The organism is Burkholderia sp. SJZ089 (genome assembly GCF_007828315.1).
Lineage (GTDB): Bacteria > Pseudomonadota > Gammaproteobacteria > Burkholderiales > Burkholderiaceae > Burkholderia > Burkholderia gladioli.
Genome location: NZ_VIUM01000008.1, coordinates 325,465 through 347,740, shown reverse-complemented (window position 1 = coordinate 347,740; position 22,276 = coordinate 325,465). Strand labels below are relative to the sequence as shown.

Annotated in this window: 24 protein-coding genes and 3 tRNA genes; 17 read left to right on the top strand and 10 right to left on the bottom strand. The window is 69.6% G+C overall.

Annotated features, from left to right (window positions below; genetic code table 11):
- The first annotated feature begins 42 nt into the window (after positions 1-42).
- Genes narI through FB600_RS17730 form a run of 3 tightly spaced genes read left to right on the top strand, consistent with a single transcriptional unit; the run spans position 43 to position 2,823 of the window.
- Positions 43-726: a respiratory nitrate reductase subunit gamma gene (narI, locus tag FB600_RS17740; RefSeq protein WP_096751581.1), complete on the top strand. Its 684-nt coding sequence runs from the start codon at positions 43-45 to the stop codon at positions 724-726.
- Positions 727-735: 9 nt separating this feature from the next.
- Positions 736-1,530, top strand: coding sequence for a peptidylprolyl isomerase (locus FB600_RS17735; RefSeq protein WP_098152977.1), 795 nt, complete (start codon positions 736-738; stop codon positions 1,528-1,530).
- Between the two features lie 15 nt (positions 1,531-1,545).
- Complete coding sequence (locus FB600_RS17730; RefSeq protein WP_096751583.1) at positions 1,546-2,823, top strand: MFS transporter; 1,278 nt, start codon at positions 1,546-1,548, stop codon at positions 2,821-2,823.
- A 92-nt stretch (positions 2,824-2,915) separates the two neighbouring features.
- Here FB600_RS17730 and FB600_RS17725 read toward each other — a convergent pair whose 3' ends face one another.
- Positions 2,916-3,338 carry a DoxX family protein gene (locus FB600_RS17725; RefSeq protein ID WP_279608224.1) on the bottom strand — a complete coding sequence of 141 codons (423 nt, stop codon included), beginning with the start codon at positions 3,336-3,338 and terminating at the stop codon, positions 2,916-2,918.
- 199 nt (positions 3,339-3,537) lie between these two features.
- Positions 3,538-4,263 carry a pirin family protein gene (locus tag FB600_RS17720; RefSeq protein ID WP_025102256.1) on the bottom strand — a complete coding sequence of 242 codons (726 nt, stop codon included), beginning with the start codon at positions 4,261-4,263 and terminating at the stop codon, positions 3,538-3,540.
- Positions 4,264-4,412: 149 nt separating this feature from the next.
- Here FB600_RS17720 and FB600_RS17715 point away from each other — a divergent pair, with 149 nt between their 5' ends.
- The 8 genes from FB600_RS17715 (at position 4,413) to FB600_RS17680 (ending at position 10,176) form a co-directional block, all read left to right on the top strand.
- A complete protein-coding gene (locus FB600_RS17715; protein ID WP_096751586.1) occupies positions 4,413-5,372 on the top strand; it encodes a LysR family transcriptional regulator in 960 nt (319 codons plus the stop codon).
- A 73-nt stretch (positions 5,373-5,445) separates the two neighbouring features.
- Positions 5,446-5,522, top strand: a tRNA-Val gene (locus FB600_RS17710).
- Positions 5,523-5,664: 142 nt separating this feature from the next.
- Positions 5,665-5,741: transfer RNA gene (locus tag FB600_RS17705), tRNA-Val, on the top strand.
- Positions 5,742-5,844: 103 nt separating this feature from the next.
- A tRNA-Val gene (locus FB600_RS17700) sits at positions 5,845-5,921 on the top strand.
- A 201-nt stretch (positions 5,922-6,122) separates the two neighbouring features.
- Positions 6,123-7,364: an MFS transporter gene (locus FB600_RS17695; RefSeq protein WP_098153220.1), complete on the top strand. Its 1,242-nt coding sequence runs from the start codon at positions 6,123-6,125 to the stop codon at positions 7,362-7,364.
- Positions 7,365-7,525: 161 nt separating this feature from the next.
- A complete protein-coding gene (locus FB600_RS17690; RefSeq protein WP_145757162.1) occupies positions 7,526-8,410 on the top strand; it encodes a LysR family transcriptional regulator in 885 nt (294 codons plus the stop codon).
- A 137-nt stretch (positions 8,411-8,547) separates the two neighbouring features.
- Positions 8,548-9,480, top strand: coding sequence for an AEC family transporter (locus FB600_RS17685; protein WP_105858455.1), 933 nt, complete (start codon positions 8,548-8,550; stop codon positions 9,478-9,480).
- A 168-nt stretch (positions 9,481-9,648) separates the two neighbouring features.
- Positions 9,649-10,176 carry a flavin reductase gene (locus tag FB600_RS17680; RefSeq protein WP_036036752.1) on the top strand — a complete coding sequence of 176 codons (528 nt, stop codon included), beginning with the start codon at positions 9,649-9,651 and terminating at the stop codon, positions 10,174-10,176.
- Positions 10,177-10,236: 60 nt separating this feature from the next.
- Here the strand turns inward: FB600_RS17680 and FB600_RS17675 are convergent, their stop codons facing one another.
- From FB600_RS17675 to FB600_RS17665, 3 genes are all read right to left on the bottom strand, one after another.
- Positions 10,237-10,575 carry a type II toxin-antitoxin system PemK/MazF family toxin gene (locus FB600_RS17675; RefSeq protein WP_098182070.1) on the bottom strand — a complete coding sequence of 113 codons (339 nt, stop codon included), beginning with the start codon at positions 10,573-10,575 and terminating at the stop codon, positions 10,237-10,239.
- 12 nt (positions 10,576-10,587) lie between these two features.
- Positions 10,588-10,866, bottom strand: coding sequence for an AbrB/MazE/SpoVT family DNA-binding domain-containing protein (locus tag FB600_RS17670; RefSeq protein WP_080757479.1), 279 nt, complete (start codon positions 10,864-10,866; stop codon positions 10,588-10,590).
- A 231-nt stretch (positions 10,867-11,097) separates the two neighbouring features.
- On the bottom strand, positions 11,098-11,985 hold the full coding sequence (locus FB600_RS17665; protein ID WP_098182071.1) for a LysR family transcriptional regulator: 888 nt from the start codon (positions 11,983-11,985) through the stop codon (positions 11,098-11,100).
- 139 nt (positions 11,986-12,124) lie between these two features.
- Between FB600_RS17665 and FB600_RS17660 the strand changes: the two genes are divergently transcribed.
- Complete coding sequence (locus tag FB600_RS17660; RefSeq protein ID WP_013691044.1) at positions 12,125-12,883, top strand: TerC family protein; 759 nt, start codon at positions 12,125-12,127, stop codon at positions 12,881-12,883.
- Between the two features lie 147 nt (positions 12,884-13,030).
- On the opposite strand, the gene FB600_RS37260 is transcribed toward FB600_RS17660, so the two are convergent.
- Positions 13,031-13,675 carry a hypothetical protein gene (locus tag FB600_RS37260; RefSeq protein ID WP_020381349.1) on the bottom strand — a complete coding sequence of 215 codons (645 nt, stop codon included), beginning with the start codon at positions 13,673-13,675 and terminating at the stop codon, positions 13,031-13,033.
- A 96-nt stretch (positions 13,676-13,771) separates the two neighbouring features.
- A complete protein-coding gene (locus FB600_RS17645) occupies positions 13,772-14,173 on the bottom strand; it encodes a hypothetical protein (RefSeq protein WP_127837705.1) in 402 nt (133 codons plus the stop codon).
- Between the two features lie 64 nt (positions 14,174-14,237).
- Between FB600_RS17645 and FB600_RS17640 the strand changes: the two genes are divergently transcribed.
- On the top strand, positions 14,238-14,495 hold the full coding sequence (locus tag FB600_RS17640; protein ID WP_096751590.1) for a hypothetical protein: 258 nt from the start codon (positions 14,238-14,240) through the stop codon (positions 14,493-14,495).
- Between the two features lie 119 nt (positions 14,496-14,614).
- Complete coding sequence (locus FB600_RS17635; RefSeq protein WP_145757161.1) at positions 14,615-15,787, top strand: L,D-transpeptidase; 1,173 nt, start codon at positions 14,615-14,617, stop codon at positions 15,785-15,787.
- A gap of 121 nt (positions 15,788-15,908) precedes the next feature.
- Here the strand turns inward: FB600_RS17635 and FB600_RS17630 are convergent, their stop codons facing one another.
- Positions 15,909-16,574 (bottom strand): pyridoxamine 5'-phosphate oxidase family protein, encoded by a 666-nt coding sequence (locus tag FB600_RS17630; protein WP_145757160.1) that lies wholly within the window; start codon positions 16,572-16,574, stop codon positions 15,909-15,911.
- Positions 16,575-16,671: 97 nt separating this feature from the next.
- On the opposite strand from FB600_RS17630, the gene FB600_RS17625 reads away from it, so the two are divergent.
- Positions 16,672-18,159: a PLP-dependent aminotransferase family protein gene (locus tag FB600_RS17625; protein ID WP_145757159.1), complete on the top strand. Its 1,488-nt coding sequence runs from the start codon at positions 16,672-16,674 to the stop codon at positions 18,157-18,159.
- Between the two features lie 23 nt (positions 18,160-18,182).
- On the opposite strand, the gene FB600_RS17620 is transcribed toward FB600_RS17625, so the two are convergent.
- Positions 18,183-19,025: an SDR family oxidoreductase gene (locus tag FB600_RS17620; protein ID WP_096752887.1), complete on the bottom strand. Its 843-nt coding sequence runs from the start codon at positions 19,023-19,025 to the stop codon at positions 18,183-18,185.
- Between the two features lie 100 nt (positions 19,026-19,125).
- On the opposite strand from FB600_RS17620, the gene FB600_RS17615 reads away from it, so the two are divergent.
- A complete protein-coding gene (locus FB600_RS17615) occupies positions 19,126-20,031 on the top strand; it encodes a LysR family transcriptional regulator (protein WP_145757158.1) in 906 nt (301 codons plus the stop codon).
- Positions 20,032-20,295: 264 nt separating this feature from the next.
- Positions 20,296-21,159, top strand: coding sequence for an alpha/beta hydrolase (locus FB600_RS17610; RefSeq protein ID WP_145757157.1), 864 nt, complete (start codon positions 20,296-20,298; stop codon positions 21,157-21,159).
- Between the two features lie 52 nt (positions 21,160-21,211).
- On the opposite strand, the gene FB600_RS17605 is transcribed toward FB600_RS17610, so the two are convergent.
- Positions 21,212-21,997, bottom strand: a complete 786-nt coding sequence (locus tag FB600_RS17605; protein WP_145757156.1) for an alpha/beta hydrolase — start codon at positions 21,995-21,997, stop codon at positions 21,212-21,214.
- Positions 21,998-22,276 lie beyond the last annotated feature (279 nt).

Below are 22,276 nucleotides of genomic sequence, written 5' to 3'. Positions count from 1 at the left end.
GCGCGAACCTCGCCTGCCCATCCGATCCGACAGGGAATCGTCATGAACGCCTATCTGCATCCGTTTCTGTTCGGTGTCTATCCGTACATCTGCCTCGCCGTGCTGCTGGTCGGCAGCCTGATCCGCTTCGACCGCGAACAGTATTCCTGGAAGAGCGACTCCTCGCAGTTGCTGCGTCGCGGCGCGCTGCGCCTGGGCAGCAACCTGTTCCACTGGGGCGTGCTGGTGGTGGTGCTCGGCCACTTCGTCGGCTTCCTGGTGCCGCACTGGCTGGTCTCGCCCTTGCTGTCCGCCTCGGCGCACCAGCTCGCGGCGATGATCGCGGGCGGCGCGGCCGGCGCCGCCGCGATCGTCGGGCTGACGATCCTGATCGTGCGCCGCCTGGGCGACTCGCGGATCCGCCGCCACAGCCGCCGCTCCGACATTCTGATCGTGCTGATGCTGTGGCTGCAGCTCGCGCTCGGGCTCGGCACCGTGGCGCTGTCCACGCGCCACCTGGACGGCGCGATGTTCGAGCAGCTCACCGACTACGTGAAGGGCATCGTCACTTTCCGGCCCGGCGTGGCGAGCCTGCTGGAAGGCGTGCCGCTGACCTACCGGCTGCATATCCTGCTCGGCTTCACGATCTTCCTGGTCTCGCCGTTCACGCGGATGGTCCATGTCTGGAGCGGCATCGCCTCGCTGGCCTACCTGGTCCGCCCGTATCAACTGGTACGCAAGCGCTGAGCTGCCGCCATGTCACCGACCGCCACCAACCCAGCCGGCCTCGCCGCGCCGCTCGCCGTCAACGGCATCGCGATCGAGGCCGCCGCGCTGGCCACCGAAGCCGCGCTGCACGAAGGCTCGCCCGATGCCGCCGAGGCCGCGCGACACACGCTGGTGATCGGCGAACTGCTGCGCCAGCGCGCCGTCTCGCTGGCCCTGCTCGCCGACCATGCCGAACTCGACGACGCGACGCTCGACGCCCTGCTCGCGCGCGAGCTGACCCACCTGCCCGAGCCGACCGAGGCCGATTGCCGGCGCTACTACACGCACCACCCCGAGCGTTTCCGGCAGGGCGAGCTGGTCCATGCGAGCCATATCCTGTTCGCCGTGACCGAGCGCGTGCCGCTCGCGCCGCTGCGTGAACGCGCCGAGACCGCGCTGGCCGAGGTGCTGGCGGCACCGGAACGCTTCGAGGCGCTCGCGCGCGAGTCATCGAACTGCCCGTCGGCCGCCGTGGGCGGCAGCCTCGGGCAATTGCTGCGCGGCGACTGCGTACCCGAGTTCGAGGCGGCGCTGTTCGGCAACGAGGCGCTCGGCGTGCTGCCCGGGCTCGTCAGTACGCGCCACGGCTTCCATATCGTACGCATCAAGCGGCGCGTGCCCGGCGAGATGCAGCCCTTCAAGGCCGCGCGCGAGCGCATCGCCGGTTTCCTGGCCGAGCGCGTCAGGCGCGACGCAATGCGCCAGTACGTGGCGATCCTTGCCGGCGTGGCGCGCATCGAGGGCATCACGCTGGCGGGCGCGCAAGGCCCGCTGGTCCAATGACGCGGAGAACCTCCCATGACCCCCACCCATGACGCCACGGCGGCGGCCAGCGGCGATGCCGTCCCGCCCCGTGCCTGGTCCGTGCTCGCCGCGAGCACGCTCGCCTTCCTGGTCTGTTTCGTCGTCTGGATGATGTTCGGCGTGCTTGGCGTGCAATTGCGCGCCGAGCTCGGCCTGAACAGCACCGAGTTCGGCCTACTGACCGCCACGCCGGTGCTGACCGGCGCGCTCATGCGCCTGCCGCTCGGCATCTGGACCGACCGCTTCGGCGGGCGCATCGTGATGACGGTGCTGCTGGTCGTCTGCGCGCTGCCCGTCTATATCGTCAGCTATGCCACCGAGCTCTGGCAGTTCTTGATGATCGGGCTGTTCCTCGGCTGCGTCGGCGCCTCGTTCGCGGTCGGCACGCCCTACGTGGCGCGCTTCTTCCCGCCGAAGCGGCGCGGTTTCGCGATGGGCGTATTCGGCGCCGGCACCGCGGGCGCGGCCGTCAACCTGTTCGTCACGCCCTCGCTGCAGCTCGCCTACGGCTGGCGCTTCGTGCCGCGCGTCTATGCGATCGCCCTGCTGGTCACGGCCGTGATCTTCTGGTTCGCCTCCGCGCCGGACCCCGGCGCCGGCAAGCAAGGCGGCTCCCTGCTCGATTCGTTCCGGGCGCTGCGCGATCCGCGCGTCTGGCGGCTCTGCCAGTATTACTCGATCAGCTTCGGCGGCTTCACCGCGCTGTCGCTGTGGATCCCTCAATACCTGACCAGCGAATACGGCATGACCCTGGTGGCCGCCTCGGCCTTCGCGGCCGGCTTCTCGCTGCCGGGCTCGCTGCTGCGGGCGGTGGGCGGCGCGCTGTCGGATCGCTTCGGCGCGCATGCGGTGACCTGGTGGGGCCTGTGGGTCGCCTGGATCTGCCTGTTCCTGCTCTCCTATCCCGCCACCGACCTGGTGATCCACACCATCAAGGGCACCGCCTCGCTGAGCATCGCCATGCCGCTGGCCGGCTTCGTCGCGCTCGCCTTCGTGCTGGGTGCCGTGTTCGCCTTCGGCATGGCCTCCACCTTCAAGTACGTGGCCGACGACTTCCCCGACAACATGGGCGTGGTGACCGGCATCGTCGGCCTGGCGGGCGGCCTGGGCGGCTTCCTGCTGCCTATCCTGTTCGGCATGCTGCTCGACCTGCTGCAGGTGCGCACCACCTGCTTCATGTTCCTGTACGGCATCGTCTGGGTCTCGCTGATCCTGATCTACCTGTCCGAGGTGCGCAGGGCGCCGGTGGTCGGCGAGGCGCCCTCGCGCTGAACCGGGCCCGGCCACGCCGATTGCAGGCCACAAAGAAGAAACGCCCGCTCGTCCATCGAGCGGGCGTTTTGCCTTGACGAACCCTCAGCGCCTCAGTGGCGGTCGATCGAGAACCGCCCCGGGCCCGAGACGGCCAGCACCAGCAGGCCACCCACGATGCTGATGTTCTTGTAGAAATTGATCAGGTTGACGTACTGTTCGGCGCCCGTCATGGTCCAGTAGTGATGGCCGACGAAGGCGGTGCCGAGCGTGTAGAGCGCGAGCAGCAGCGCCACCGGCCGCGTGTAGAAGCCGACCACGATCAGCAGCCCGGCCACCAGCTCCATCACCACCGCGATCACCGCCGCCAGCATCGGCGCGGGCACGCCGGTCGAGCCCATGTAGGCGACCGTGCCGGAGAAGCCCATCAGCTTCTGCCAGCCGAACATCACGAACAACACCATCATCAGCACGCGTGCCACCAGCAGCACGCCGTCCCTTTGCTTGTCGAGAGAGAGGTAACGCATGGTCGAGATCCTTGTGAAATATTGAAATCCTGAGATCGACGATGACCGGCACCACGCCGGCGGCCAGAACGCGCGAACCGCCGGGCGGCGCGCGCTGGTTCATCATCGACTGACAAGTCATGCAAATCAACAACGGGATGATGCGCGATCGGACGAGTGCCGGCCGCGCGCCTCGCGGGACGCGCGGCCGGCACCGCCGAGGCGTCGCTCAGGCCCAGTCGGCCGTCACCTCGACGGGACGCAGGTCGAACACCAGCACCTCGGCATCCTGGCCATTCGCGAAGCTCAGCGCCTGCTCGGCCCGAATCCGCGCGCCGTCGCCCTCGCCTAGCCGGCGGCCGTTGAGCTCGACGCTGCCGCGGGCGACGTGCACGTAGGCAAAACGATCGGCCGGCAGCGTGATGCTGGCGCTTTCCTCGCCGTCGAACAGCCCGGCGTAGATCCGCGTGTCCTGGCGAATCGCCAGCGAGCCCTGCGCGCCGTCGGGCGAGACCACCAGGCGCAGCTTGCCGCGCTTCTCCCCGGCGGGGATGTTGGCCTGCTGGTAGCGCGGCTGCGCGCCCTTCTCCGCCGGGCCGACCCAGATCTGCAGGAAGTGCACCCGCTCGTCCTTCGAGTGGTTGAACTCGCTGTGCGCCACGCCGGTGCCGGCGCTCATCAGCTGCACGTCGCCGGGCACGATCACCGAGCCGGTGCCCATCGAGTCCTTGTGTTCGAGCGCGCCTTCCAGCACGTAGGACATGATCTCCATGTCGCGGTGCGGATGCGTGCCGAAACCACGGCCCGGGGCGACGCGATCGTCGTTGATCACCAGCAGGTCCGAGAAGCCGACCTGCTGCGGGTCGTAGTAGTTCGCGAACGAGAAGCTGTGGCGGGAGCTGAGCCAGCCATGTTCGGCACGGCCGCGGGCGTCTGCGTTTCTGACTTCGATCATGATGGTTCTCCGGTGGATCGCGCCGCGCCACTGCGGTGCGGCGTCGATCGATGGGATGAATCTTAGGTCAACCATCCTGATAGATAAATCTCATGTGAGATAATCATCGTCCTGTTTTAGTGGACAATCGACCGGGAACCGCCCCTGCCATGCAACTCGACGACCTGCGCATCTTCCTCGCCACGGTGGACGCCGGCAGCTTCACCGGCGCCGCCGACAAGCTGCTGCTGTCGAAACAGTTCGTCAGCCGGCGCATGGCCGCGCTCGAGGCCGCGCTGCACGTGCGCCTGCTGAACCGCAACACGCGCAAGCTGGCCGTCACCGAATCGGGGCAGGCCTTCTACCTGCATGCGCAGCGCATCCTGGCCGAGGTCGCGCAGGCCGAGGAGGCGATGTCGGCGCGCCGCACCGAGCTGCACGGCTCGCTGAAGATCAGCGCGCCGATGTCCTTCGGCGTGAGCCACCTGTCGCCGCTGCTGGCCGAATTCCTGGCCGCGCATCCGGCGGTGCGGCTCGAGGTGGAGTTGAGCGACCGCCGCGTCGACCTGATCGGCGAGGGTTTCGACCTGGCGCTGCGGATCGGGCAACTGGCCGATTCGACGCTGGTGGCGCGCACGCTCGGCACGCTGCGCATGATCGCCTGCTGCAGCCCCGCCTATCGGCGATCGCATGGCGAGCCGGCCGCGCCGGCCGAGCTGCATCGCCATGCCTGCCTGCTCTACGGACAGGAGAGCCGCGACGGCTGGGAATTCGAAACGCCGGAAGGGCGGCGCGCCTATGCCGTGCAGGGGCCGCTGATCGCCAACAACGGCGACGTGGTGCGCGATGCGGCGATCGCCGGGCTCGGCGTCGCGCTGCTGCCGCAATTCATCGTCGGCCCGGCGATCGCGAGCGGCGCGCTGGTGACGATCCTCGCCGCGCATGCCACGCCGCCGCTGCGGCTCAGCGCGGTGTATCCGCAGCACCGGCAGGGATCGACGGCAATCCGCACCTTGTTCGCGTTCCTGGAGGAACGGCTGGTGGCCTCGCTCGAGGCCGCGCCCTCGGCGGCGGTACCGGCCAAGGCCAAGGTCACCGCCGGCGCCGCATCGACCCGGCGCAAACGCTGAAACATGCCGGCGATGCAGGACGCGATCCGGCGCTTGCAACATCGGGCGAGCCTCTCTATAATTCGCGCCTCGCAGGCTCGTAGCTCAGTTGGTTAGAGCACCACCTTGACATGGTGGGGGTCGTTGGTTCGAATCCAATCGAGCCTACCAACGCATCCGACATGGACGGCAAGCGCCGCGCTCCAGGTGAACGCGGAACACGCTAGCCGTCCATTGTCTTTTCGGCGCTCCGCTTGTCACGGATCGCCATGGCAGCAGGCAGTATCGCCACGCAGCATCACGCGGGGCACATAGGCTCGTAGCTCAGTTGGTTAGAGCACCACCTTGACATGGTGGGGGTCGTTGGTTCGAATCCAATCGAGCCTACCAACGCATCCGGCATGGACGGCAGGCGCCGCGTGTTCAAGCGAACATGCCCGCGCTTCCCGGCTGGCCACCCAGGCAGCACCGCCGCGCATCACGCAAGGCATACAGGCTCGTAGCTCAGTTGGTTAGAGCACCACCTTGACATGGTGGGGGTCGTTGGTTCGAATCCAATCGAGCCTACCAACGCATCCGACATGGACGGCAAGCGCCGCGCTTCTCTCGAACGCGGGCCCGCTTGACCGTCCATCGTCATTTCAGCGCCGGCCCCGCACGCGGCCGTCGCCGCGCCGATTCCGCGAGCGCGCGCGAACTCATCTACACTTGCCGTTTTTCGACGCGCCGCCGCAGCGGCCGCCCTCGCACCACGCCGACCGCCCATCGCCCATGCCCGCGCCTTCCGATTCGTCCGGCCCTTCTCCCGCCGTCTCCCGCCCTTCCACCTTCCAGCGCTTCTGGAGCGCGCGCGTGCTGTCGTCGATCTCGTTCCAGATGCTCTCGGTGGCGATCGGCTGGCACATCTACACGCTGACCCAGAGCGCCTACGCGCTGGGCCTGGTCGGGCTCGCGCAGTTCCTGCCGATGTTCGTGCTGACCCTGGTGGCCGGCCATGTCGCCGACCGCCACGACCGGCGCCGCGTGGTGGCCGTCTGCCAGTCGCTGCTGGCGCTCGCCTCGGCGGTGTTCCTGGCCGGCACGCTCGGCGGCTGGCTCAACGCGCCGGCGATCTACGCGCTGGCGGCCTGCCTGGGCGCCGCGCGCGCCTTCGAGAACCCCACCGTGGCCTCGCTGCTGCCGGCCGTGGTGCCGCGCGCCGAGCTGCCGCGCGCCACCGCGCTGTCGACCTCGGCGACCCAGACCGCGCTGATCATCGGCCCGGCGGCCGGCGGCGTGCTGTACGGGCTGGGGCCGCAGGTGGTCTACCTGCTCGGGATCATCTGCTTCGGCTGCGCGGCCTGCCTGATGGGCTCGCTCAAGCTGAGCAGCAAACCCGTTGCGCGCGCACCCGTCACGCTCGAATCGGTGTTCTCGGGTATCGCCTTCATCCGTCGCGAACCGGCCATCCTCGGCGCGCTCTCGCTCGACCTGTTCGCGGTGCTGTTCGGCGGCGCGGTCTCGCTGCTGCCGATCTATGCGCGCGACTTCCTGCACACCGGGCCCTGGGGGCTCGGGCTGCTGCGCTCGGCGCCGGCGATCGGCGCGCTGGCCGGCACGCTGTGGTTCGCGCGCTTCCCGATGCGCAAGCGCCCCGGCATGGCGATGTTCCTCGGCGTGATCGTGTTCGGCCTGGCCACCCTGGTGTTCGGCCTGTCGACCTGGCTGCCGCTGTCGCTGCTGGCGCTGGCCACGCTCGGCGCGGCCGACGTGATCAGCGTGGTGGTGCGCTCCTCGTTGGTGCAGCTGCGCACGCCCGACGAGATGCTGGGCCGCGTGAGCGCCGTCAATGCGCTGTTCATCGGCACCTCGAACCAGCTCGGCGAATTCGAATCGGGCATCACCGCGGGCTGGTGGGGCGCGCAGCCGGCGGTGCTGATCGGCGGCGCCTGCACCATCGCGGTGGCCCTGCTGTGGATGCGGCTGTTCCCCTCGCTGCGCACCATGCGCTCGCTCGAGGCCGAGCGCAAGTAGGCGCGCCCGGCAAGCCTTGCCGGCAGCGGTTGCCGGCGGCGCGCGCCGCAGGCATCATCGCTCGACACGGCCGCCCGCCAGGGCGGCAACCCGCGCCCGCTCGCGCCGCCCCGCCATCGCGCCGCGGCTCGCGACGCGCCTCGTCCCGATGATCGCCGCCCATGTCGATACGCGCCTTCCGCACCCTCGTCGCCATCGCCCGCCACGGCACCTTCGCGCGCGCCGGCGACGCGATCGGCCTCACGCAATCGGCCGTGAGCCTGCACGTGAAGGCGCTCGAAACCGAATTCAGCGTGCAGTTGTTCGACCGCTCGCGCCGCCAGCCCACGCTGACCGAGGCGGGCCGCATCGTGCTGGCCCAGGCCGAGCAGATCCTGGCGATGGTGGACGGCATCCCCGATGTGCTCAGCGACGAGAAGCAACTGGTCGGGCGGCTGCGCGTCGGCGCGATCCAGACCGCGCTGTCGGGGCCGATGCCGGATGCGCTGCTGTCGCTGCGGGTCGCGCATCCCTCGCTGCGCGTGCATGTTGCCGCGGGCCTGTCGCTGGCGCTGGCGCAGCGCGTCGCCGGCGGCGAGCTCGACGCGGCCGTCACCACCCACCCGGTGCGCCCGCATCCTTCCGGGCTGGTCTGGCAGACGCTCTACGAGCACCGCTACTGGCTGGTCGCGCCGCCGCGCCACGAGGGCTGGAGCGTGCGCGAGCTGCTCGAGGCGCTGCCCTTCATCCGCTTCGACGCGCAGGCCTGGGCCGGCCGCGAGATCGCCGCCGAGCTGCGCCGGATGGGCATCAAAGTGCGCGAGGAGATGGTGCTCGACAGCACCGAGACCATCGTCCACATGGCCTCGCGCGGCCTGGGCGCCGGCGTGGTGGCGCTGCACGACTCGGTGCTGGCGCGGCTGCCGCCGGTGGTGCGCCTGCCCTTCGGGCAGCCGCAGTTGCGCAGCGCGGTGGTCCTGCTCGAACACCGCTCGCGTCCGGCGCAGCGTTTCGCGCAGGCGCTGGCCGCCGAGCTGATCGCCTCATCCATGAGGTTTTCTCATTGATCACCCGAGAAATCACCATCATTTCTCGTGGCTGCGCGTGCTTAACTTGAGGGCATCCTCACTACCGCGCAAGCTGCCATGTCTTCGATCCTCCCTCGCCATCGCGGGCGTCGCGCCGCCTCGATCGGGGTTCCGGCATGAGCGGCGCGATCGTGCTCGCGCTGCTGCCGGTGGCGCTGCTGGTGGCGCTCGGCCACGCCCTCAAGCGCACCGGCTTCATCGCCGACGCGTTCTGGCCGCCGGCCGAGCGGCTCTGTTACTACGTACTGCTACCGGCCCTGTTCGCGCACGGCCTGGCCACCGCGCAGCTCGGCGCCCTGCCGATCCTGCCGCTGGCCGCCGCGCTGGTCGGCGCCACGCTGGCCGCCGCCGTCGCGCTGCTGCTGATGCGCCGCTGGGTGAGGGTCGACGGCGCGGGCTTCACCTCGGTGTTCCAGGGCGCGGTGCGCTTCAACAACTACGTGGGCACCGCCGTGGCGGCCGGCCTGCTAGGCCGGCAGGGCATCGCGCTCTCGGCGGTCTGCGTGGCGGTGATCGTGCCCACCGTCAACCTGTTCTGCGTGCTGGTCTTCGCGCGTTACGGCCAGACGCGGCTCGGGCCGGCCGCGGCGCTGCGCCAGGTGCTGACCAACCCGCTGGTGGTGGGCTGCGCGATCGGCGGCGCGATGCAGGCCGGCGGCATCGCCGTGCCCGCCGCGATCGAGCCGGCGGTGCGCGCGCTCGGCGCCGCCTCGATGCCGCTCGGCCTGCTCTGCGTCGGCGCCGCGCTGCGCTTCGGCGCGACCCGCGCCTGGCTGCAGCCGATGCTGGTCGCCTCGCTCTTCAAGTTCCTCGCCATGCCGCTGCTGACCTTCGCGGCCGGCCGCGCGCTCGGGCTCGGCGAGGCCGTCATGACGGTCGCGCTGCTGTTCCAGGCCCTGCCGACCTCCTCCTCGTCCTACATCATGGCGCGCCAGCTCGGCGGCGACGCGCCGTTGATGGCCGGCATCACGGCCATGCAGACGCTGCTCGCGATGGTCGCCATGCCGGTCATGCTGGTCTCGCTGGCGAGCCTCGCGCACGGCGCCTGAGGCGGCGCGAGCAAAGCTCGGCGGCGTGGTCGAAAACCCCGGCAAGCAAGGGGTTACCCTGACTTTTTCCGCCGGACGGGCGACACTGCGGGACTATCGAGCGAATCCGGCCGCCCTGTCCCATGAGCGGCCGCGGCTTTCGCCATGTCGTCCGCTCCAGGAGTGTCCATGACCGACCCAACGCGCGCAGCCGCCGACGAGGACGCGCGCCAGTTGTTCCGCCACGCGATGGCGCATCTCGGCGCCGCCGTCAACCTGATCACGACGGCGGGCCCGCACGGCCGCTGCGGCGTGACGGCGAGCGCGGTCTGCTCGGTCACCGACGCGCCGCCCACCCTGCTGATCTGCCTGAACCGTTCGAGCAGCACCCACGCCACGCTCACCGGCAACCGTTCGCTGTGCGTGAACGTGCTGCCCGGCGAGCACGAGCCGCTGGCGCGTCATTTCGCAGGACTGACCAGGATGCCGATGGACGAGCGCTTCGGCCTGGCCGCCTGGGACGAAGGCCAGGACGGCGTGCCGGTGCTGCGCGACGCGCTGGCCAGCGTGCAGGGGACCATCGTGGAGATGAAGGAGGTGGGCTCGCACACGGTGGTGTTCGTCGAGGCCACGGCGATCCGCGTGCGCGGCGATACGGACGGGCTGATCTACTTCGGCCGCGCGTTTCATCGGGTGGGTGGGATGGTGGAGGCTTGAAGATGGCCGAGCGGCCAGGCCCATTCGGATAAGGATGAGGAGAATGGGCGCCGCTTCGATCTACAGGTCGAGAAAACTGCGGACAGCGAATCGAATCGCCTGCATTTCCTTGTCCGTGGCCCGCTCCCCGTCGCATGTGAAAACACGTGTCCTGAACGACAGATTGACGATCTGATCGACAAGTGCCACGCCGGGCCGAGCGAGGCTCGAGAGAGGTATTTCCGAATCCCAGCCCCGGATCGTCGAGGTAATGGGCAGACCGACTATACGTCCGGTCAACTCATTGATATCCAGGGCCGTCAGAACAACGACCGCTCGATATCCATCCTGTTCGTTACCTTTACTCGGCCCGATATACAAACGAATCACATCTCCCGCTTCCGGAATTCCATCAAGCATCGTGGCCCCCCTTCAGCGGCGCGCCGGATCGTCCGGACCACCAAACTCATCGCCCTGAGGCTCGCCAAACTCGACATGGGGGTGCGGGGCAAGCTTCGCCTCACGAAGTTGCTGTAGATACCGCTCGCGGGAAAAACGCTTGATTGCGCCATGCGCTCGTATTTGCAAATTGCCATCAACGACCTGCACATCGACCTCCTGCCCTTCGGTGAATTTCACTTCCTGTGCGACATTGGCCGGAATTCGAACCGCGAGACTATTACCCCAGCGCTTCAGCGTTTGAACAGCCATCACTCAATCCCCCTGGAAAAGCGAGACGGACCGAACATCGCACGACATGCTCTTGCACCTCGTCTCCTGGCTTTCATGATCCGTCGTTCGCAAACGTATCAACACGTCGATACACGAAAAGTGTAGAAAACCGAGCAAGATGTGTCAACGTAGTTGATACGTCACGACACCTACTTGTGACATGTCAAATACAAAAGCAAATTCCCGGGTCCAGGAAAACTTGTCGCGATATCAGCGGCTCGACTCTGCCCCGAGCATCACCCGCTCCACCAGCGGATGGTGCTCGCCGCGCCGCGAGCGGATCGCGTAGATCTCGTCCACCACCCCATCGGCCCGCCCGAGCCGGCGCAGGCCGCGCAACATGGCCGCGTCGCCGGCCCCCGCCTCGCTCAGCGGAAACACCCCCAGCCCGCGCGCGCCGAACACCGCCAGCAAGGCGCTGTCCTCGAATTCGCCGGCGATGCGCGGCCGGATCCCGCTCGCCTCGAAGCTGCGCTCCAGTTGCGCGCGCAAGGGTGAATGCGCGGTCGGCAGCAGCACCGGCAAGCTGGCGAGGCAATCGGGAAACCGCTCGCGCGAGGCCCGCGTGACGAGGCTGGCCGGCCCGTACCAATCCACCGCCGAAGCCACCAGCCGCTCGCTCGTCAGGCGCAGGGTGGGATGCGGCGGCGCCGGCTGGCTGGCCAGCACCAGGTCGAGCCGGTGCAGCGCCAGTTCGGCCAGCAGGTCGTCGAGCTCGCCCTCGTGGCAGCGCAGCCGCAGCGACGGCGTGTCGAGCGCGGGCTCCAGCACCGCGTGCGCGGCCAGCTTCGACACGCCATCGGTCAGCCCCACCGCGAGCCGCGCCAGCTCGCCGCTGGCCGCCGCGCGCACGTCGTCGGCGATATGCGCGCCGATCCGGAACATCTCGTCGGCGCGCGCGAAGGCCGCCTGGCCGGCCTCGGTCATGGTCACACCGCGCCCGGCCGCTTTCAGCAGCGGATGGCCGAGCGCGCGCTCGAGCTCGCGCACCTGCGCGCTGATGGTCTGCACCGCCATGTCGAGCCGCTCGGCGGCGCGCGCGAAGCCGCCCTCCTTCACGACCACCCAGTAGTAGTACAAATGTCGAAAATTCAGCATGATGGCTCCAGCAGTCGTGACGAACTTCGGAAAAACCGACGTCGGAATCAGTTCCGAGATGGTTTTCCCGAAGCCGACGATCGCCGATCATAACAAGCCTCGACACCAGCCCACCAATGGATTCCGGAACCCGACCGCCATGGACCACCTGCTGACCCTCGCCGCCGACCCCGCCGTCTGGGCCGCCCTCGTGACGCTCGTCGCGATGGAGATCGTGCTCGGCATCGACAACCTGATCTTCATCTCGATCCTCAGCAACAAGCTGCCCGAGGCGCAGCGCGCACGCACCCAGCGCATCGGCATCGGCCTGGCGCTGTTCCTGCGGCTCGCGCTGCTGGGCACGGTGGCCTGGATCGCGCGGCTCACCCAGCCGGCCTTCACGCTGTTCGACCACGCCTTCTCCTGGCGCGACATGATCCTGATCTCGGGCGGCCTGTTCCTGGTCTGGAAGGCGACCAAGGAGATCCACCATCACGTGGCGCCGGGCGAGCAGGCCGGCGCGGCGGGCGGGGTGGCCGCCGCGATGCTGACGCCGGTCGCGGCGATCGGCCAGATCCTGGTGCTCGACATCGTGTTCTCGATCGACAGCATCGTGACCGCGATCGGCATGACCGAGCACGTCGCCATCATGTTCATCGCGGTGATCGCCGCCGTCACGGTGATGCTGGTCGCGGCCGGCCCGCTGTCGCGCTTCATCGACCGCAACCCGACCATCGTGATGCTGGCCCTGAGCTTCCTGGTGGTGATCGGCATGACGCTGATCGCCGAAGGCTTCGGCAGCCACGTGCCCAAGGGCTACATCTACGCGGCAATGGCCTTCTCGGCCTTCGTGGAGGGGATGAACATGCTGTCGCGGCGTGCCAAGGCGAAGCGCGGGCAGCCCGAAGGCGGGCACTGAGGCTCGAGCGGCCAGGGCGCAGCAGTCGCTCGCTGCGCCCGCCGCGATCCGCTCGGCTCGACGCGTGCGACGCGCGAGCGGATCGACAGCAGGAAAGGGGAAAAAGATGGGGACGGGCGGCGCGGAAACTCGACGACGCCCCGCGCCTCAGCGCTCGGCGGTCTGCAGGCCGCGCACGCGGCCGCGGCGCTGGGTGGCGAGCCGCTGCGTCTCGCGATGCGCGCCGGCTGCCTGCATCGCGCGCTCGATCGCGAGCGCCGCATGCGAGCCGGTCGGCTCGCCGATCGCCAGCTCGGCGTAGTTGCGCGCATCGGCGGCCCATTGCGAGGCCAGCGTCGCGTAGCGGCGCGCACGCCGGGCGCGGTCCTGCAGGCGCAGCGCCAATGCTTCGGAGCCCGATACGTTCGGGCGCGCGTTGCGCACCGCCTGCGCGGCGCGATGCTCGAGATCGACCGCGTCGGCATCGGCCTCGCGCGCCTCGCGAATCGCGGCCTTGGCGGCGGCCTGCGCGTCGCGGGCCGCCGAGCCCAGCGCGGTCGCGCCATCGGCCGCCTGGCGCCCCTTGGCGGCGGCGTCGGCAACGGGCGGCACGAAACCGGCCACGGCGGGAGAAACCAGGCGAGAAGCGAGATGGGACGCGACCGGATCGGTGCTCGCGCGACGCTCGGCGGGCACGGCCTCGCGCACCAGCGCGTGACGGGCATAGGGATTCCGTCTTGCCTGGCGTCCGGCGAACCAGACGCCGGCGCCGATCGCGATGATCGCGACGCCGATCGACGCGGCAATGAGCAACAGGGTTTCTTGCATCGTCCAGGGTGAAATCACGGATGGCGGCGCAGCCCGCCGGAATTTCGGCCGGCGCTGGGGAGGCGCCGGCGAGCGCGCCTACTATACCGCTATCAGCGCTTTTATGTAGGTATTCACCCTGATGGGCCCGATAATTTTTTCGTCATAGGAATCAAATCCGGCTGGCGAAACAGCACGAAATTCGTGATTCGGCAGCCGGTCATTTCGCGTCGCAACATCGGCCTTCGGATTGCATCGCGTGCCATCGACGGCATCGATGCGGATGGTTTGCTGCTTTGCAAACCTGCCGTTCCAGACGCCGTGGAAGGCGGGCGCGACGCGTGTCCACGATGCGACAGCAATGATGGCCATCGTGCACGTTTTCGCTCGCAATCGAGGCTGCACGTTCCGCTCGCCGCCGCCCCGCCGATCCGGGCGAACCAGTCCCGCATGCAACCAACTTGCTTCGGGTAACTGACGACCGCGAGCCTCACCGATGCCCATCGCCCCGCTCCGGGCCGTTGCGGCCCGCCCCGAGCGCAAGGTCGATTCCGGTTAGACTCTGTGGATGGAAAAATGCCGCTACTGCGAACGAATCCGCGACGAATGGGAATGCCACGGCCCGGCGTGCCGGGGTGCGATCGCCCGCGCGCTGAAACGACAGCGGGCCGGCCTGCCGCTGGTCGCCCAGGTGATCCGCAATGAAATCCCGGCCGGCGCCAGCACCGGCGAGGTGATCTCGGTGCTCTCCCGCCAGCGCCTGCGCGCCCGGCGCGGCAACGAGGAGCGCCGCGAGCGCAAGGAAATCGACGAGGATCTCGGCTGAACCGCTTCGCCGCCTGAGCTCCTGCGCTCCGACCCCGCTTACAAGTCGTCACAACCCCGGCCGAACGAATTCGGGCCAGCCATGCCTCACCGTCATCGTCGTTGACACGAGGCCCCCTGATGCCAGAACCATTCGACGCCCCGTCGTCATGGCACCCCGCTCACCCCGCTCCTCATCGCGGGCGTGCGATCGCCTGCCTGGCCTGCGCGGCATTCGCCGTGCTCGGCACCCTGCCCGCGCCGGTGCTGGCCGCCGAGGCTCCGGAGCCTGCGCCCGCTTCCGCGGCGCAGGCTCCGGCCGGCAAGGCTGCGGCACCGGCTGCAGAGCCTGCCGCGGCCAAGGCGTCGTCACACGCCGACGCGGCTCCGGCTTCCACGGCGTCCGCCGCTTCGGCAGCCTCCAGCGCCAGCGCTTCGGCCGCCTCGTCGGCCTCTGCCGCCGAAGCGCCCGAGGTCCCCGCCGAACTCCCCCCGCCCGTGTTCCATCCCGCGCCGAAGAATGCCGAGGAAGCCCTGGCGATCACCCGGCGCGCGCTGGCGATGCGCGATACCTATGCGCGCGAGGTCACGCGGCGCCTGACGGTGCCGGCCGCGGCCCAGCGCGAATACGCGACGCGGCTGCAGCAGGCGCTGGCTGCCAAGGGCCACGGCGAACTGGCCGGCGAATACGTTGTGCTGGTCGACCGCGCGCGCAACGTCCAGGCGCTGTTCGTCTACTTCCGCACCACGCCCGGCAACGAGTGGCAGTTGATCGGCGCCTCGCCCGTCGGCACCGGGCTGCCGGGCCAGTACGACCACTTCGTCACGCCCACCGGCGTGTTCGAGCACTCGCCCGTCAACATGGATTTCCGCGCCGAGGGAACCGAGAACGAGAACAAGATCCGCGGCTATGGCGCGGCCGGTCGGCGCATCTTCGATTTCGGCTGGGTGGACGGCCAGCGCGGCTGGGGCAAGGGCGGTACCTCGCCGATGCGCTTCCAGATGCATTCCACCGATCCCGACAAGCTCGAGCCGCTGCTCGGCATCCGCCACTCGAAGGGCTGCGTGCGGATTCCCGGCTCGCTCAATGCCTTCCTCGACCATCGCGGCATCCTCGATGCCGACTACGAGACGCGCGCGAGCGAGGGCGAGGCGCCGTGGATCCTGCGCGACCAGCCGCGCGAGCCGACGCCCGACGCGGGCCGCTACCTGGTGGTGATCGACACGGCGAAGGCGGCGCGCCCGGCCTGGTCGCCGCTGCCGGGGCACGCCGCCTGGTCGAAGCTGCCCAAGGGCGGGGATACGGCCGACTGAAGGCCGCTTGCCCCCTCTCACGACCGGCTGAAGCGCCACTCGCCGACGAGGGCGGGTCCAGCGCTGCCGAGGCTGATTCGGCAGCCGCCGGAGCGCTGGCAACCCGGCGCCGCGCCCGTACTCAGGCGAGAACGACGCGCTCCCAGTCGCGTACATAAGCGGGCGTGCCATCGGGCGCCGCCTCGACGATCGGCGCCCCGCGCGCCACGCCCAGCGGCAGCACGCCGGCCCAGACCGGCAAGCCGAGATCGTCCTCGTCGTCCTTCGGGCCGCCCTGGCGAACCTTGGTCGCCACCTCGTCGAAGCCGATCCGCAGCACCGTGGTCGCCGCCAGCTCCTTGGCATTGCCGGGGCGCGCCTCGCGGCTGCGCCCCGGCGCAAGCTGTTCCAGGAATACGTCGAGCACGGCACCCTTGCGCGCTTCGGGCACGACCTCGAAGCGGCCGTAGATCATCGCCGAGCGATAGTTCATCGAATGATTGAAGGCCGAGCGCGCCAGCACCAGCCCGTCGAGATGCGTGATGCTCACGCAGACCTGCGCGCCGGCCGCGGCCAGCTTCAGCATCCGGCTGCCGTTCGAACCATGGATGTAGAGATGATCGCCGTCGCGCCAGCAGGCGGTGGGAATGCAATGCACGCCCTGCTCGTCGGCGAACGCGACATGGCAGACATGGGCCGCGTTGACGATCGCCTCCAGCGTGGCGCGATCGTAATGGGCGCGCTGCGCGACACGGCGCACGCGGGTGCGCTCCGAGCTGGGGAGATCCCTGGCGGGGGCATCGTTCATGGCCTGGCTCCGGAATGACGGGATGGAAAGCACCGGACGATACGCAAACCATGGCACCATGCCTAGATCCAGCCGATCATCGATTCTTGGAGCCACGATGGATTTCCGCGTCCTGTTCGCCGCCTTCCTCGAGCCCGCCGGCGGCGCCGACGAGGCGCGCCAGCCACGCCAGCATCGCCTCTACGCCTGCCTGCGCGAGGCGATCCTGCAAGGTCGGCTCGATGCCGACACGGCCCTGCCCTCCTCGCGCACGCTGGCCGAGCTGCTCGGCATCGCCCGCAACACCGTGCTGCACGCCTACGAGCGGCTGACGGCCGAAGGTTACGTGATCGCCGACCGGCAAGGCACGCGCGTGGCGCGCACCGGCCTGCCGCCCGCGCGCGCCGAGCGCGTGCCGCCGCTGGCGCCGCCGCCCCTGTCGCGGCGCGCCGCGAGCCTGAGCCGCAACGTCGATCGCCCCGGCGAGCTGGGCGCCTTCGTGCTCGGCGTGCCGGCCCTCGACGCCTTCCCGCTGACGGCCTGGCGGCGCTCGGTGGAACGCGCCTGGCGCCGCATCGGCCCGGCCCAGCTCGACTACCAGCCTGCCGCCGGCAACCTGCGGCTGCGCCAGGCGATCGCCAGCTACCTGCGCGTCTCGCGCGGCGTGGCCTGCGAGGCCGAGCAGGTGCTGATCACCGACGGCACGCAATACGGCCTCGATCTCTGCGCGCGGGCGCTCGCCGATGCCGGCGACATCGCCTGGATCGAGAACCCCGGCTACGGCGGGGCGCGCGTCGCGCTGCAGGCCGCCGGGCTGCGCCTGGTGCCGGTGCCGGTCGACGCGCATGGCCTGGCGCCCACGGCCGAGTTGTGGCGCAGCGCGCCGCCGCGGCTGGTCTACATCACGCCCTCGCACCAATACCCGCTCGGCGCGGTGATGTCCCAGGAGCGGCGCGTCGCGCTGGTGCAGGCCGCGCGGGACGTCGGTGCGTGGATCGTCGAGGACGACTACGACAGCGAGTTCCGCCACCACGGCACGCCGCTGGCGGCCCTGCAGAACGTGGTGCGCGACGCGCCGGTGATCTATCTCGGCACCTTCAGCAAGGTGATGTTCCCGGCCTTGCGGGTGGGCTTCGTGGTGGTGCCGGGCGCCATCGCGCCCGAGCTCGAGCAGGTCTCCTCGGCGCTGTCGCCGCGCGGGCGGCTGGCCGACCACCTCGCGCTGGCGGAATTCATCGAGGCCGGCCATTTCAGCCGGCACCTGCGCCGCATGCGCCGCGTCTATGCCGAGCGCCGCGACGTGCTGCACGAGGCGCTGACGCGCCGGCTCGGCGGCCTGCTGACGGTCTCGGCCGGCGACGGCGGCATGCATCTGTCGGCACGGCTCGACGCGCCGGTCGCCGACGTCGAGGTCGAGCGCGCCGCGCGCGCGCACGGCCTGGTGCTGCGCGCGCTCTCGCCGTTCTGCCTGCCCGGCTCGGACAGCTCGGCCTACAACGGCCTGGTGCTCGGCTACGGCAACGTGCCGGCCGAGTCCATGGAGGCGGCCGTGACGCGGCTCGAACGCGCGATCGTCGAAGTGCGGGGCGCGACTGGCCTCACCTGAATCACGCGCACGGAATAGCCCGCTCAGGCCGGCGCGTCGAAATCGGTCGAATGCGCCAGTTCGCGATCGGCCTCGACGGCGGCGAGCCGCTCGCCCAGGGCATTGCGGATCATCGTGTAGGCATCGCGGCCAAGCGCGATGCGTTTCGGCGCCGGCGTGCGATCCACGCTGTCGATCATGATCGACACCATCTTCGCCGGGTCGCCGCTGGCGACGAAACCGGGATCCGACAAGCGCGCGTACAGGGCCCCCACCGGCGTGTCGCGATAGGCTTCCAGCTCGGCGCCGAAATGCCGGCCGGCCGCGCGGCGGAACGCGGTGCGCGCGCCGCCCGGCTCGACGATCGTCACGCCGATCCCGAACGGCGCCACCTCGGCGGACAGCGCATCGAAGAAACCCTCCATGCCCCACTTGCTGGCGTGATAGAGCGAGGCGCCCGGGTGCGTGGCCTGCCCGCCATAACTGGAGATCGCCAGGATCCGGCCACCGCCCTGGGCGCGCAGCCCCGGCAAGGCCGCGCGCGTGACCTGGATCGGGGCGATCAGGTTGGTGTCGATCTGATGACGGATCTGCGCGTCGGACAGGCCCTCGGCCGCGCCGAACAGGCCGTAGCCGGCATTGTTGACGATCACGTCGATCCGGCCGAAGACCTCGAAGGCCTGCGCGACCACGCGCTGGATGCCCGGCAGGTCGGTCATGTCGAGCGTGGCGCTCCAGAGCGCGTCGCCATGGCGCTCGCGCAGGTCCGCGACGGCCTGCGTGTCGCGCACCGTGCCGGCCACGCGATCGCCGCGCGCCAGCAACTGCTGCGTCATCTCGCGGCCGAAGCCGCTGCCGATGCCGGTAATGAACCAGGTTCGGGACATCTCGCTCTCCTTGTGGCGGTGATGGAACGGCACGCAATTTAGCAGCGATAATGCGAGCCGATAACCGCCCTGAACCGGCATACCCTGATGGCGAAAACCCATGAATGAGCGCGTCACGCTAGTCGAGCTGCGAGCGCTGGCCGCGGTGAGCTCGCAGCGCAGTTTCCGCAAGGCGGCCGAGGCGCTGGAGCTGGCGCCCTCGACGCTGAGCCACATGATGCGCGAGCTGGAGGAACGCCTCGGCACGCGCCTGTTGAACCGCACCACGCGCAGCGTCTCGCCGACCCAGGCCGGCGAACGGCTGGTGGCGCAGCTCGCGCCGATCCTGGCCGGCCTCGACGAGGCGCTGGCCGAGCTCAGCGCCTCGCGCGAGGCGCCCGGCGGCCGGCTGCGGCTGACTGCTTCGGAGACCGTATCGATGCTGCTGGTCCGGCACGTGATGCCGGTGTTCATCGAGCGCTATCCCGAGGTGGAGGTCGACCTGGTGGCCGAGCCGGCCTTCGTCGACATCGTCGCCGAAGGCTACGACGCCGGCTTCCGGCTCGGCGACGACGTGCCTCGGGACATGGTCGCGATCCGCTTCGGCAGCCCGTCGCGGATGCTGCCGGTCGCCTCGCCCGCCTACCTGAAGGGCCGCCGCGCGCCGCGCACGCCGGACGAACTGCGCGAGCATCGCTGCATTCGCGCGCGCACGCCGGCGGGCCGCCCTTACCGCTGGGAATTCGAGCGCCACGGCGAGGCGATCTCGCTCGACGTGCAGGGCGCGCTGACGCTGAACCGCACCGAGCTGATGATCGAGGCCGCGCTGAAGGGGCTGGGCATCGCGATGGTGCCGGAAAAGCTGGCACTGCCCCATCTGCGCGACAAGTCGCTGCGCGCGCTGCTGGCCGACTGGTGCCCGGTCTATCCGGGCCTGTTCCTCTACTATCCCGGCCACCGCCAGGTGCCGGCCGCGCTGCGGGCCTTCATCGAGGTGCTGAAGCAGCTCGACGCGACGCGCGCCTGAGCGCCGGGCCGAGCGCACATCGCGCGCCGGCGCCCTGCGATCGACCGCGCGGTGCCTTTCCGGATGCGTCGTTTTCCTTGCGATTCGATGTCGATCGGGATGCGCGAGTCCACCGCACGGGCCTGCGCCGATGACATACGCCGAACGTATCGCGGCGTCGCCGAAAATGTATTGGTCGCGGCCCCGGCCGCTGGCGTACGCTAGGCGCGCGGTGCAATCGCGCCGCCCCGCTTTCGTCCCAGTTATCTCGGTGGTACTCAGCACATGATTCGTCGGTCCCGCTTGTCCATCCTCGCCGTCGCGCTGCTCGCGCTCGGCTTCTCCCATGGCGCGAGCGCGCGCCGCCCGTCGGCGGACGAAGTGCCGCCCCCGCCGCCCACCAGCGTCGCCGCCGGCGCCGATCTCGCCACGCGCAGCGCCGTGCAGGACCTGCCGCTACCCGGCGGCGAGCACCAGCGCGTGCTGTTCTACGGCCCGGCAGGCCCGATGCGCGGCGTGATCCTGATGTTCCCCGGTGGCGCCGGCGACGTCGACATCGAACGCGACGGCGCGATCCGCCACGACAACAACTTCGTGGTGCGCACGCGCGAACTGTGGGCCCGGCTCGGCTATGGCGTGGTGATCGTCGATGCGATCGGCCACAAGTCGATGCGCGGCGAGCGCAGCACCGAGGCCTATCGGCAGGTGCTGCGCGAGATCCTCGACTACGCGCACACGCTCACCGATCGCCCGCTCTGGGCGATGGGCACCAGCCAGGGCTCGATCGCCGCGATGGCGGCCGGCTCGAGCGCGCGCGACGGCGAACTGGCCGGCATCGTGCTGACCGAATCGGTGTCGGTGGTCGGGCATTCGGGCGAGACGGTGTTCGACGCGCGGCCCGAACGCGTGCGCGCGCCGGCCCTGGTGGTGGCCAACCGCGACGACACCTGCACCGTCGCGCCGCCCTCGCGCGCGCCCGAAATCGCCGCCGCCATGAAAAACAGCGCGGCCACCGTCCTGCATGTCGAGGGCGGTGTCGCGCAGTCGTCGAATCCGTGCAGCTCCTTGTCGCCGCACGGCTATTTCGGCATCGAGAAACAGGTGGTCGGCGATATCGCGCGCTGGATGCGCAGCGTCGCGCCGCAATGACGAACGGCGGCAGGCGCGCGCGCCGCTTCGCGATCGCGCCCGCCGCCCCGTCTTACTTCGCCTCGCCCGTCGCTTCCAGGATCAGGTTCGCCACCGCGGCCGGGTGCGAGATCAGCGACACGTGGCTCGACTGGATCTCGATGGTGTGCGCATGCATGCGCTTTGCCATGAAGCGTTCCAGGTCGGGGTTGATGGTGCGATCCTCGGTCGACACCGCGTACCAGGTCGGCTTGTCGCGCCAGGCGGCCACGGTGGTCTTCGCCATCGTGATCGGCTTGCCCATCGGCTGCTGCACGGCGTAGTAGACGCGCGCTTCCTCGGGCGGCAGGTCGCCGGCGAAGTCGTGCACGAAGGCCTGTTCCGAGAGCTTGCCGAAACCGTCGGCCGACCATTGCAGGCCCGCCGAGGCCGGCGCGGCCGGGAATTTCTTCGTCAAGGCCGGATAGTCCTCGCCGGCATCGGGCGCGCGCGCCGCGATATAGACCAGCCCCGCCACCTTCGGATCGTCGCCGGCCTGGCTGATCACCATGCCGCCGTAGGAGTGCGCGACCAGCAGGGTCGGGCCGTCCTGGGCCGCCAGCGCACGCTTGACCGCGTCGACGTCGGCATCGAACGAGGTGGTCGGGTTCTGCACCGCCGTCACGTGCAGGCCCTTGGCCTGCAGCAGCGGAATCACCTTTGCCCAGCTCGAACCGTCGGCATACAGGCCATGCACCAGCACCACGTTCTTGATCGGCGCGGCCGGCGCGGCGGCGGCGTTGTCCTGCGCGAAGGCCGAGCTCACGCCCGAGATGGCGGTACAGGCCAGGGCGGCGGCGACAAGCGATTTCAACTTCATCTGACTTCTCCAGAGGCATTGCATTGACGGGAGTCCCCACTTCGTTCACCTTTCATGCGGTGAGGCGAAGGCCGGACCATACCCAGGCTGTCGTCGGCGATTCGCGGCTGAGCGCTTGGGTTACATGAGGGCGAACACAGGGTCCGTGCGTTTATTCCCGGCCGATGCAAAATTTTTTTTCGACCGTCGGGAAATCGTGAAGGCGCCTCGCACCGAGCACGACTACAAAAAGCTTTCAGCCTCGCCGGGCAGCCGGACAACCGGTCCCGCCTTCCTTTC